Origin of the sequence: Priestia sp. SIMBA_032 (assembly GCF_046535215.1) — a bacterium.
In the GTDB taxonomy this organism is placed as follows: domain Bacteria; phylum Bacillota; class Bacilli; order Bacillales; family Bacillaceae_H; genus Priestia; species Priestia aryabhattai.
The window spans coordinates 75,056-87,890 of the sequence record NZ_JAWRXD010000009.1; the positions used below are offsets into that span (position 1 = coordinate 75,056).

A 12,835-nucleotide genomic window follows, 5' to 3' on the forward strand; every position below is an offset into this window, starting at 1 on the left:
TGCTATTATATTATGGCTGCATTGACAAATTTTGAGGTACTTTTTTATTTTATCATGAAATACCTGTCATACGGTTAACTTTTTCATCTACTGGTACAACTGCATCATGAAGGTGCTGTTCTAATTCATCCGTATAAGCTTTTGTTTGCTCAGGCGTCCACTTTAACTCTTCGGCCATATGAGCAATCACTTGTTTTTTCCAGCTTCTTACCCAGTTGATATCAAAGAATAAAGCGCCCGTACGTCGAATGAAGAAGTCCACTGGTTTTGAAACCATTTCTTCTTCTATGCCATATTGAATTTGCAAAAATACACTAGCTGGAAGGTCGCTGTTTTTTAGCTGATCCGGACGTTCAATCATATAGCGGTATACTTTATCTACGTTTGAGCCATAGCGTTTCACAAGCTTTTCAGCAGCGTCACGTGATAACCCTAGTTTGATGCCTTCTTTAACTTTTTGCTCTACAAACGTCGGGAACCCTCCTGAACCTCCCACATTACCTCCAGAAATGGGTAAATGTTTAGTTTGACAGCTTTCAAATTCGCGTCCTTCTGCTTTAAAATCTTCAGCTACACGATTTACGACAATTTCAGCCATTTTACGATACCCAGTTAATTTCCCTCCAGCGATTGTAATTAAACCTGATTCTGATGTCCAGATTTCATCTTTACGCGAAATTTCAGAAGGATCTTTTCCTTGTTCGTGAATAAGTGGACGAACACCCGCCCAGCTTGATTCTACGTCGTCTACTGTAATATCAACCGTTGGGAACATATAGTTAATCGCATCGATAACATATTGACGGTCTTTTACAGTCATACGCGGATGTCTAGCGTCTTCTTTATAGACCGTGTCTGTTGTGCCTACGTATGTTTTTCCATCACGCGGAATCGCAAATACCATACGTCCATCAGGTGTATCAAAGTAAATGGCTTGTTTTAACGGAAAGCGCTCTTGATCAATAACTAAGTGAATTCCTTTTGTTAATTGAAGCTGCTTGCCTTTTTTTGAATTATCTTTTTCACGCAGCGTGTCCACCCATGGACCTGCAGCGTTGACGATTTTTTTTGCATAGATATTATATTCTTTATTCGTAAGCTGATTACGAACAACAGCCCCTACTACTTTTCCTTTATCGTAGATGAAGTTTTCCACTTTTGTGTAATTGACTAAGTCTGCTCCTCTTGCGGCAGCTTCTTTAGCTACTTCAATCGTTAAACGTGCATCATCTGTTTTATATTCAACGTAGTAACCGCCGCCTTTTAAATCTTTAGATTTCACTAATGGCTCGCGGCTAAGCGTTTCTTCTGCGCTAAACATTTTGCGGCGTTCTGAGCGTTTTACACCAGCTAAGAAATCATAAACGCGCAGTCCAATTGAAGTTGAGAATTTACCGAATGTTCCACCCGTATGGAAAGGTAACAGCATCCACTCCGGAGTCGTTACATGAGGGCCATTTTCATATACGATAGCACGTTCTTTACCAACTTCGGCTACCATTTTAACTTCAAACTGTTTTAAATAGCGTAGACCGCCGTGAACAAGCTTCGTTGAACGACTAGATGTTCCTGCTGCGAAATCCTGCATTTCAACTAATGCCGTTTTCATGCCTCGATGAGTCGCATCAAGTGCAATACCTGACCCAGTAATTCCCCCACCAACTACTAGTAAATCATATTGATTTTGTGTCATGTCTACCAATTTATTCGAACGTGTTTGACTTGAAAACATACGTCATTCCCCTTTCATTTTTCAGAGATATAAAATTCTTCCAATATACAAAAAGAGAGACCACAAATCACATATATAGTATACCTACATATGGATCTGTGGTCTCTCCGATTCTCCAACCAATTTATTAACTTGAGTAAATTATATCATACATGCGCTTTTAATTAAAGGGTTTTCATCAAATAATTACTTAAAAGCCATTGTTGCATGTACAGCTTTTTTCCAGCCGCTATATAATTCTTCACGCTTTTCTTCTTCCATATTTGGTTCGAAAGATTTTTCCATATTCCACTGCTTCGCAATTTCATCGCAATCTTTCCAGTAGCCAACCGCTAGACCCGCTAAATATGCTGCCCCAAGAGCTGTTGTTTCATTCACTTGAGGACGCTCAACCGGAACGTCTAACACATCACTTTGGAACTGCATTAAGAAATTATTCTTAACTGCTCCTCCGTCTACACGCAATGTTTTTAATGTAATTCCAGAGTCCGCTTCCATTGCGCTTAATACATCTCTTGTTTGATAAGCTAGTGATTCAAGCGTTGCACGGATAAAGTGTTCTTTTTTTGTACCGCGAGTCAATCCAAACATCGCCCCCCGTACATCGCTATCCCAATAAGGTGTTCCAAGTCCTACGAAAGCTGGCACAATATATACGCCGTCTGTAGACTCTACTCGCGTCGCATAGTTTTCAGTTTCAGCCGCATTTTTAAACATTCTTAAACCGTCGCGAAGCCACTGAATAGCAGATCCTGCTACAAAAATACTGCCTTCAAGCGCATATTCTACTTTGCCGTTAATCCCCCATGCTAATGTAGTTAACAAACCGTGATCGGACTTAACTGCTTTTTCACCCGTATTCATGAGCATGAAGCAACCTGTTCCATACGTGTTCTTCGCCATTCCTTTTTCATAGCACGCTTGTCCAAATAAAGCGGCTTGCTGATCTCCTGCTGCTCCCGCAATTGGAATACTCTGACCGAAGAAGTGATAATCTACTGTATGAGCGTATACTTCAGAAGAAGGCTTTACTTCTGGAAGCATGGATTTCGGTACTCCTAAAATATCTAGCAGTTCATCATCCCATTTTAAATCATAGATATTGAACATAAGCGTACGAGATGCGTTTGAGTAATCCGTTACATGCGCTTTTCCGCCTGATAGCTTCCAAATTAACCATGTATCGATTGTTCCGAATAACAATTCACCGTTTTCGGCTTTTTCTCGTGCACCTTCTACGTTATCTAAAATCCACTTCACTTTTGTTCCAGAGAAGTATGCATCAATTAATAATCCCGTTTTGTCGCGGAACGTATCGTTTAATCCTTTTGCTTTTAACTCTTCACAAATACCAGAAGTTTGTCGAGACTGCCATACGATTGCATTGTATACTGGCTTTCCTGTTGCTTTTTCCCATACTACTGCTGTTTCACGCTGATTGGTAATTCCAATCCCTTCGATTTGATCAGCATGAACACCTGACTCAGATAGACAAGATGCGATAACTGCTAGGATAGAACCCCAAATTTCACTAGCATTATGCTCTACCCAACCTGGTTTTGGGAAGTACTGCGTAAACTCTTTTTGAGCTACATGTACAACTTCACCTTTTTTATTAAATAACATTGCTCGTGAGCTTGTTGTTCCTTGGTCTAAAGATAAAATAAATTTTTCCATATCAATATCCCCTATTCTCTGTATAGTGTCGTTTCTTTATTGTACATAGTTAGATGGTAAAGCGCATTTATTTTTTTGGTACTACTGCTGATTGAATTTGTGCTGCCTTTTGTTTAGAAACAGCGTAGATAACAGCTAAAACAATCACCGCAATGCTTAAAACAATCCATAAGCTGCTAGACATTTTATTTAAGAATGCTGCTTGATAAAATACTGCGCCAATTGATCCGCCTAATAAAGGACCCACTACTGGCACCCAAGCGTATTTCCAGTTCGAGCTGCCTTTGCCAGGTATCGGCAAGATAGCATGAGCAATACGAGGTCCTAAATCACGAGCAGGGTTGATGGCATAACCTGTTGTTCCTCCTAATGATAAACCAATACTTACGATTAAAAATCCTACTACTAAAGGATTTAATCCATCTGTAAATTTATTTGCTCCAATTGCTAAGATTCCTACTACTAATACAAACGTTCCAATTGCCTCACTTAAAACGTTTGCAAATGGGTTAGCAATTGCTGGTCCCGTTGCGAATACGCCTAATTTTGTACCAGCATCTTTTGTTTCTTTCCAGTGTGGAAGATAGTGTAAATAAACAACTGTTGCGCCAAGAATGGCTCCAATAAACTGAGCTAAGATGTACATCGGTACTTGTGACCACGGAAAATCACCTGTAATCGCAAGCGCTACAGTTAACGCTGGGTTTAAATGTGCCCCACTCATATTACCAACCGCATATGCTGCCATCGCTACTGCCATTCCCCATCCCATTGTGATAACGATCCATCCTGAATTAGCAGCAAACGATTTTTTTAAATTGACGCCCGCACATACACCAGCGCCAAGGATAATTAAAATCATTGTTCCAATTATTTCTCCTAAGAATGCTTGCATATAAATAACCTCCCCTTTGTATGAAAACAATTAAAATGACAAGAAAACAAGAAAATCCACAATACATCCCCCTAATAAAATCATTAAAAGGCTATACCGTGGATCTCCTATTCTCCCTCACATCTATTAACTTATCTAGAAGTTTACTAGATGATGAAAGCGTTGTCAAACAGTTTTTTTAAGTTGAAATACTCCACAATTCTCTATTTGATGTTGTAACAGCAGAAGCCCCGGCTCCCAAAGCATTACGAACTTCTTCTTCGGTTCGTATTAAACCTCCAGCTAACACTGGAATGCCTGTTTCAGCTTTGACTTCTTGGATTAAAGTGGGCACAATTCCAGGAAGAAGCTCAATATAATCGGGTTTTACTTTCTTCATTAACTCGTAGCTTTTCTTCAAAGCCGTACTGTCTAATAAAAAGACCCGTTGAATGGCATAGATCCCTCTTTGTTTAGCTTTTAAAATGACGTTTGTTCTTGTCGAAATAATCCCCGCAGGCTTAAACTCCTGACACAAAAAATCAACCGCATACTCATCGTGCTTTAAGCCATGAATTAAGTCTAAATGAATGATTAGCTTCTTTTCATGCTTATGAACCTCTCTCATAATTCCTTTTAGCATGCCCACTTGATTGTCTAAAAGAACTCCGTACTCGTAGCTACTTGCTAAAAAATTTTCCAATTGCTTCATATCTCGAACAGCGGGTAATACCGATTGTCCATGAAAACTCATGTTTTCCCCTCTTTTCCATGGTTAGTACACAAAATTCATTGTAATAGTTTTTATTATGGCAAAAGTTGAAATAAAAAACACCATGCATTTGCATGATGTTTTTAGAAAATACGTTATTTTTTATATTTAATATTGTAAACGTCATGGCGTCGATCTTTTAATTGACGAACCGTTCCTGATTGGCGCTGGCGACGAAGAATTTCTAAATCTACATCTCCAATAACCACCATTTCAATATTAGGATTACATTCTCCTACAATACCGTCTCGTGCAAATTCAAAGTCAGATGGTGCAAAAATAGCAGACTGAGCGTACTGAATATCCATGTTTTCTGTTTCAGGCAGGTTTCCAACTGTACCTGCGATAACTGTATAAATTTGGTTTTCAATCGCACGGGCCTGAGAGCAGTATCTTACGCGCAGATAGCCTTGGCGGTCTTCCGTACAGAATGGTGTAAAAATAATATTTGCACCTTTATCTGTAGCAATACGAGCAAGCTCCGGAAATTCAATGTCATAGCAAATTTGGATCGCAATTTTACCGCAATCTGTATCAAACACTTCAACTTTATCTCCTGGGCTAATTCCCCACCACTTTCTTTCATTAGGTGTAATGTGCACTTTGTACTGCTTTTCAATTGTTCCATCTCGGCGGAATAGATAGGCAATGTTGAAGATATCTCCATTATCTTCTTCGACGAAGTGAGATCCTCCAATAATATTTACGTTATATTTAACCGCTAAGTTAGTAAACAGCTCAATGTACTCTTCAGTATATTCTGCTACGCGCTGAACCGCTTTGCTTGGAATCTTTTCATTCAAGAAAGACATTAGCTGAGTTGTGAAAATTTCCGGGAATACGCAGAAGTCGGCTTTTGCATCATAAGCAACATCTGTATAATATTCTACCTGTGTTGCAAACTCTTCAAATGAATTAATCTGTTTCATCATATACTGAACAACACAAATACGCACTGGGAATGATGTTTTAAAATGGCGTTTTGAGCGGCGAACGTAATCTACGTTGTTCCATTCCATCAACGTTGCATACTTATTAGAAGCTAGGTCATCAGGAAGATAACCAGGGTTTATACGCATAAGCGTAAATCCGTTCATTAGCTGAAAAGATAGCACTGGATCATAAATTTTATGATGAATAACTTGCTCTACATACTCTCTAGGTGACATTTCAGCTGAATGCTTATGGTAATTAGGAATTCTTCCTCCGATGATGATACTTTTCAGGTTCAATTCACGTGCTAAATCTTTACGCGCTTCATATAAGCGGCGTCCTATTTTCATGCCGCGATACTTTGGATGAACCATTACTTCAATTCCATACAAATTGTAGCCTTCCGGGTTATGATTTGTAATGTATCCTTCGTCTGTAATATCGTCCCACGTATGCTGATCATCGTACTCATCAAAGTTCACTATCAAGCTTGAACAAGATCCGATAATTTCCCCGTCGTACTCTGCGCATATTTGTCCTTCTGGAAAAATGGCCAGGTGACTTTCAAGCTGTTCTTTTTTCCACGGATCCATTCCGGGGAATGATAGCTTTTGAAGTGCTAAAATTTCATCTATATCGTCCGGTTTGATGTTACGAATAATCATTTTTTTCTCGAATTTTGATAAATCTATTGTAGACATACGTTAAAACAACCCTTTCTCTCTCTTCATTAGGCAATTAGTTTCCCTGTTTTTTATTATAATAAACATTATTAAAAATTCAAAAAATGAGGTTGAGATATAACGAAATAAATCCAGTCGAAAGACGAACAAATGGATGCATTAGCTTGTGACACTGCAGTTGATTTCCGCGGGCGGCCGATGAGCCTCCTCGTCGCGTACGCTCCTGCGGGGTTTCATCCCTTCCGCTTTTCCCGCAGGAGCCTTCGCCTTGCCCTCCCATCAACTGCTAGAAGGAACAAAACAGATGAAACCCGCGTTCACCACAATAAAAAAACGAACCACAAATCAAACATGTTGATTAGCGATTCGTTTTTCACTTGGGCTAAAATACTTTTGTCCCAGCGTCATTTTCTATTTGCAAACATCTAATTTTATGGATGTTTTTTTATTAGGATAATTTTCAATAAATCCTGGTCCTAAAGAGACTTTAATGCCGTCTATTTTATATACATTATAGCGTTCACCGCGATTTAACGTACGAATCTTTACCCATTTTCCTTTTTCTTCTTTTAACAAAACCATCGGTGATTGAATCGTTACAAAACCAATTTGGCCTTTTGAGAGCTTTTTCGTTTTACAAAGATTCTGGGCGACTGGAGCACTGCTTACTTTGTATTTGTTTTTAACAGCGATTGAATCAAAACTTTGAGAATGAAATTGACCAATAACCACTTTTGTACCGGTTTGAACGCGGTCAAACAGCCAGCGTACCTCTTCATCATACATACGAATGCACCCTGAACTTGCGTAAGTCCCGATAGAACTTGGATTATTATTTCCATGAATAGCATACGTCGTTCCATATGTTCCGCGTGCATTTAACCCTAGCCAGCGATCACCTAGCGGATTCCTAGGATCTCCTCCCCGAATGTTGTCTTTATAATAAGGACGGTTTTTAATTTTATTCACAATGCTGAAAGTACCCTCTGGTGTATAACCCATCTGCCTCCCTGTCGCAACTTTGAACGTCCTTACTAATTTTCCTCCATCATAAAAAGCAAGGGTGTTAGTAGATTTATTAATAATAATAAGTTGATTGGACGCCGCAGACGCATTGCCTGTCAGACCCATCCCCGCGAGTAAAAAAATAAGCCCAACAAAAAAAACAGCCACCTTTTTCATTTATTGACTCCCCCAATTTCTCTTGTATCTATATAAGAAAAGTATAGGATGAAAGGCAAACCATCAGAACACTTTTTACTTTATAAGTCAAAATACAATAAAATCTTTCACGCACCCCTTTTTACTGACAAAAAGCAATAATGTACATAACAAAAAAAACGGCTCTTTAAAAGGCCGTTTCATTTGTATTTAAAGCTTCACTTCAACTTTTGCATTTTTCTTAAGTTCTTCAACTTTTTTCTCTAATGCTTCTTGTTTCTTTTGTTGTTCAAGCTGCTGCTTAATTTGAGGCTTTACATCTTCAAGCTTTGGCATTTGAGATTGTTCTTTACCGCTGCTTGCTTGACTTTGGCTTTGTTTTGCAAATTGATCGTAATAATCTTGAATTTCTTTATCCGTTACTTCTGGTGTTTGGATGTCTTTATCTACGTACTGCTGATATTTAATGCTGTCAGCCAGCTCAGACTTTAATTGTGATTGAGTTAGTCCTGCATCTTTTAAAGCCGCTTTAAACTGTTTATCTGTTTTGAACTGCTTTTTCGTTTCTTTTAACTTTTTATTTACTTCTTCATCAGTTGCTTTATAGCCTTTGTTTTCAGCTTCTTGTAATAGCAGCGTTTGACCTACTAAATTGTCAATGGTTTGCTGTTTTACTTGTTTAGCTGCTTCTTTAGATGTTGGGTCCTGTCCCATTTGTTGATATTGGGCTTGTGATGAAGATAATGCCGCATTATATTCTTCACCAGAAACTTTTTTACCGTTTACAACCGCTACGGTTTTTTTGTCGTCTACTTTTTGTTTATCTAATTTTTTCTGCATTTCTTTTGCTTGTTTTTCCTGCTTCTTCTGAGCCTCTTTTTGCTGCTCAGTTTGTGCAGTTTTTTGATCATCACTCTTTGATTGCTTTGCATCATCGTTTGAACCGCATGCTGTTAAAGCCGCAGCAATTAATCCAATGAGCATTGTATACATCAGTTTTTTCATGATCAATCTCCTTTCATAATCCCAAACGATTATTAGCTATTCGAAAAAATCATCTAGGGGGCATTGTATATGATATAGGCGTAAAAAGAAACCATTTAGGCTAATTTTAAACATATGTAATAAGATTGAAACGTTCTGTAATCTTATGAAAGATAAATGTTCTTCTCTATACAGCCTGTCTAATCATAACATTATTTAGTATGATTTACATAATTTACAGTACGTTATACATCTGTATTATTTCAATTTATTTGTTATATGGAAAGCAATAGTATTTGATTTCATGTTTCTATAAGAACTTTATCCGAATTTAACGATAGCACAAGTTCTTTTTTTATCCAATTGAAAGCCTAAATTCATTTAAAAAAAGAAAAAAACATGGGATAACCATGCTTTTTTCTTTTCAATTTATGTATGAATTATAAAACGATTCATACGAATACGTAATCAAATTGTTTTCTTTTGCAAAACATTCAATAGCAACAGGAAATAAGAATCCATATTTTTTTAAAATTGCAATATTTTTTTCGAATTGCTCGCAGTCGCTTTCTTCAATCGGCCGGTGTTGAATCGCTTCAATCACGGCAATTATTGTCTGAAGGCTACTAATGACTTGCAATGCTTCATCGAGTAAGCCATTATATAAATGGTCTGTACAATAATCTGGATTTAATAATTCATCAGGATTAAGCTTATCTACAGATACATACCGAGGTAACAGGTCATAGCGAAGCTGTTCAGTCAACTCTTCTATGTAATTCTCCATTTCTGGCGGAGCTGCTTGGGCAATTTTCATGGTTACCCCCCCTTTTTCTCTTAACTTATGTCTCTTTATTTAGCATAACATAAACATAAAACGAGAACTTCAGGTAGTTATTTCCTCCTAATTATTTACAAGTTCTTTTTAGAGATTAAAGGATATTTACTAGTATGTAAGGAAGGGATTAAATATGAGTATACACGGCCAATGGCTAGAAGATAAAATCGCAAAAAATGATGCAGGGCAAACAATTGAAGATTATTTAAAAACGAAATGGCATATTCCTAAAAAAACGCTGCATCAGTTTCGGATGAATAAAAATGTGCTTCTAAACGGTGAGCCTTTACCATGGAGGAACACCCTTAAGGAAGATGATAGAGTGTCACTCCCTTTTTTTGAAGCAGAGCCTAATGAAGTAACACCTTATAATGTTAATATAGAGATTTTGTTTGAAGATGAGCACGTACTAATCGTAAACAAACCAATAAACCTAGATACTCATCCTTCATCAGAACAGGACCAAAAAACTCTTTTAAATGCTGTAGCTGCTTATTTTCAAAAAATAGGCCTCAGAACAAAGCCTAGACACGTTCATCGTTTGGACAGCGATACATCAGGTGCTATCTTATTCACGAAGCATTTTGTAGCAAGCTCTGTGTTTGACCAGCTGCTGGCTGAACGTAAAATTAATCGGACTTATGTTGCTCTTGTCCAAGGAATCATGAAAAAAGAGCAAGGAATCGTTAACGAACCTATTGGACGCGATCGGCATCACGCTACGAGAAGAAGAGTATCTAGAACGGGACAAGCTGCCAAAACATCGTATCGGGTGTTAAAGCGCAATACGGCAAAAAATGAAACGCTTATTGAACTTTCGCTAGAGACCGGCCGCACTCACCAAATTCGTGTTCATATGAGTCACATTGGCCATCCATTAGTTGGTGATACGCTTTATGGAGGAAAGAAATTGAAAGAACAGCAGCAAGCTTTACACGCCATTAAGCTTTCTTTTCTACATCCATTTACTCATCAGCGAGTGTCAGCTGTTGCACCTCCAGATCAGCAGGTTCTTTTACCGTACAGCAACTTGTTTTCCTACTAAATAAAAAAGAGCGCCAATAACATATTGGCGCTCTTTTTTATTTAATTTTAAATTGACGAATCAAATTCGCCAATTCTTCACTAATCTCCTGCAGATGTTCAGCGGATTGAGAAACAGTAGAAATAGCTCTAATTTGTTCTTCTGTAGAAGCCGTAATTTCTTCAGTTCCCGCAGCTGACTGCTGTGCAATAGCTGCTATGCTTTGAATGGCCGCTACCACGTCTTCCTTATGCTCATCAATACTGTCCATGCTGCTTGTCACATGTTCGACAGCCGCCGCCACTTGTTCAATCGTGGTTGCAATTTCATGAAAAGCTTGTTCTGTATCTCCTACCACAAAGTCTTGAGACTTTGAAAGCTCTTCTGTACGGTTACATTCTTCACGCGCAGCTACCACTTCCCCTTGAATCGCTGCAATCGTGTGGCGAACTTGTTCAGTGGCCTGCGAGGACTGTTCAGCAAGTTTTCGCACCTCTTCAGCTACTACCGCAAATCCTTTGCCATGTTCTCCTGCACGAGCTGCTTCAATACTAGCATTTAGTGCAAGCAAATTTGTCTGATCTGAAATACTATTAATCGTGAAAATAATAGATTCAATTTCTTTCATCTTACTTGTTAACTCTTCCATTACAGTTTGAACAGCGTGAATCGTTTGAGACGATTCAGTGGTTTGGTTGCGAAGCAGCTGCATTTGTTTTAAACCTTTTTCATTGATGGTTACAGCTTCAATCGTCATTTTATTAATCTGGGCGTTTTGTTCAATGACTTCTTCAATTTGCGAAGATAAACTCATCGTTTTGTGATTAGTGGAGTCCGCATCAGAAGCCTGCTGCGTGGCGCCGCTGGCAATCTCATGGATAGCCCGGCCAATTTCTTCACTGGATGCAGTTGCTTCTTCAGATACAGCACTCAAGTCTTCAACAGACGTTTTTACTGTCTCAACAGACGTCTGAACCGTGCCAATCAATGTTTTCATTTTAGCTACCATATCGTTAAATAAATGAGTAAGCTCACCAATTTCATCTTTTGACTTCGTCTTAACCTGAACTGTTAAATCGCCAGCTGTTACTTTGGCTACTTCGTTTTTCAAGCGGCGAATTGGATTAGTAATGATTCTTGAGAAAAAGATGGTTAACACCACTGATAATAAGATGCCAATTAACGCAATCCAGACAATAACAGTCAGTAAATGATGAGCGCTTGAGAGCATTTCATTATAAATAAAGGCATTTCCTATCTTCCAATCCGTTCCTTCGAGAGTATCATATGCCATCACTCTCTCTTCACCTTGAAAGGTATACTTCATGAAATCTCTATTTCGGTCTGCTTCGTACATTTTTTTCATAAATGGCTGATTCATTAAATTTTTTCCAGCTTCTGTTGGATGGACGAGCGCTGTGCCATTTTGATCAAATAAAAATGCATACCCACCGTGACTTACTTCTGCCTTACCTACAATGTTTTTTAATGCATCTAAGTCTAAATCAGTAGCTATAACACCCAGCACCTTTTTAGTATCTGGATCTAAAATAGCCTTTGCAATCGTCACAACCGTCTTTTTTGTTGCTGCATCTTCATATGGATCCGTATAAACAACCTCCTCAGGTGATTCTACTGCTTGTTTATACCACACCCTGGAAGTCGGATCATAGTTTGAACCAAACTCTTGCTTAGGAACAGAATACATTCCCTTATTTTTAGTGCCTATGTATTCAAGTGCCAGGTTCGGATATTTTTCTTTAAACTGCGTAAACTCTTTTTGAACCGTATTCCATGTAAAATAAGGATTTTTCTCTTGATTTGTTCCATTTCCTTCTTGCTTAACAAAATTAACGATTACATCGTTCTCACTGTACGTCAGCAAAGAACGACTATACATGTCTAAGTACGTATGAATCGTTTCTTTTAACTCTTTCACTTGACTTTGAGACTGAACTTCTACATCTTTTTCTATTTGTGTTTTGGTAAATTGATAAACAGCCCCTGAAACAACTAATAATAAAATAGCTATAAAAATACTAAAAAATACTACGAGCTTTGCACTTAACCTCTTCATTCCCTCACCCTTCTACAAAAATCTTTATATTACTAATAACGGCTTTTTATTTTCATTTTTGAAGAAGTTTTTGTGAATTA

The 12,835-nt window shown here is 38.1% G+C and carries 11 protein-coding genes; 1 reads left to right on the plus strand and 10 read right to left on the minus strand.

Annotated features, from left to right (window positions below):
* Window positions 1-52: 52 nt before the first annotated feature.
* The 9 genes from SB717_RS22755 to SB717_RS22795 form a co-directional block, all read right to left on the minus strand.
* Window positions 53-1,732, minus strand: coding sequence for a glycerol-3-phosphate dehydrogenase/oxidase (locus SB717_RS22755; protein WP_410904787.1), 1,680 nt, complete (start codon window positions 1,730-1,732; stop codon window positions 53-55).
* A gap of 186 nt (window positions 1,733-1,918) precedes the next feature.
* Window positions 1,919-3,409 (minus strand): glycerol kinase GlpK, encoded by a 1,491-nt coding sequence (gene glpK / locus SB717_RS22760; protein WP_074682923.1) that lies wholly within the window; start codon window positions 3,407-3,409, stop codon window positions 1,919-1,921.
* Window positions 3,410-3,476: 67 nt separating this feature from the next.
* The gene (locus SB717_RS22765; protein WP_028412592.1) at window positions 3,477-4,304 is read right to left on the minus strand and encodes an MIP/aquaporin family protein; all 828 of its coding nucleotides are present in this window, start codon (window positions 4,302-4,304) and stop codon (window positions 3,477-3,479) included.
* A 178-nt stretch (window positions 4,305-4,482) separates the two neighbouring features.
* Window positions 4,483-5,037 carry a glycerol-3-phosphate responsive antiterminator gene (locus SB717_RS22770; protein WP_074682922.1) on the minus strand — a complete coding sequence of 185 codons (555 nt, stop codon included), beginning with the start codon at window positions 5,035-5,037 and terminating at the stop codon, window positions 4,483-4,485.
* Between the two features lie 113 nt (window positions 5,038-5,150).
* Window positions 5,151-6,689 carry a carbon-nitrogen hydrolase family protein gene (locus tag SB717_RS22775; RefSeq protein WP_013055260.1) on the minus strand — a complete coding sequence of 513 codons (1,539 nt, stop codon included), beginning with the start codon at window positions 6,687-6,689 and terminating at the stop codon, window positions 5,151-5,153.
* A gap of 79 nt (window positions 6,690-6,768) precedes the next feature.
* A complete protein-coding gene (locus SB717_RS22780; protein ID WP_200508623.1) occupies window positions 6,769-6,951 on the minus strand; it encodes a hypothetical protein in 183 nt (60 codons plus the stop codon).
* Between the two features lie 131 nt (window positions 6,952-7,082).
* Complete coding sequence (locus SB717_RS22785; protein ID WP_074682920.1) at window positions 7,083-7,853, minus strand: L,D-transpeptidase; 771 nt, start codon at window positions 7,851-7,853, stop codon at window positions 7,083-7,085.
* A gap of 189 nt (window positions 7,854-8,042) precedes the next feature.
* Window positions 8,043-8,837 (minus strand): SurA N-terminal domain-containing protein, encoded by a 795-nt coding sequence (locus SB717_RS22790; RefSeq protein ID WP_410904788.1) that lies wholly within the window; start codon window positions 8,835-8,837, stop codon window positions 8,043-8,045.
* A gap of 403 nt (window positions 8,838-9,240) precedes the next feature.
* Entirely contained in the window at window positions 9,241-9,633 is a 393-nt protein-coding gene (locus SB717_RS22795; protein WP_074682918.1) for a DUF5365 family protein, read from the minus strand.
* 154 nt (window positions 9,634-9,787) lie between these two features.
* On the opposite strand from SB717_RS22795, the gene SB717_RS22800 reads away from it, so the two are divergent.
* Window positions 9,788-10,699 (plus strand): RluA family pseudouridine synthase, encoded by a 912-nt coding sequence (locus tag SB717_RS22800; protein ID WP_074682917.1) that lies wholly within the window; start codon window positions 9,788-9,790, stop codon window positions 10,697-10,699.
* Window positions 10,700-10,736: 37 nt separating this feature from the next.
* On the opposite strand, the gene SB717_RS22805 is transcribed toward SB717_RS22800, so the two are convergent.
* Window positions 10,737-12,755, minus strand: coding sequence for a methyl-accepting chemotaxis protein (locus SB717_RS22805; RefSeq protein ID WP_410904789.1), 2,019 nt, complete (start codon window positions 12,753-12,755; stop codon window positions 10,737-10,739).
* Window positions 12,756-12,835 lie beyond the last annotated feature (80 nt).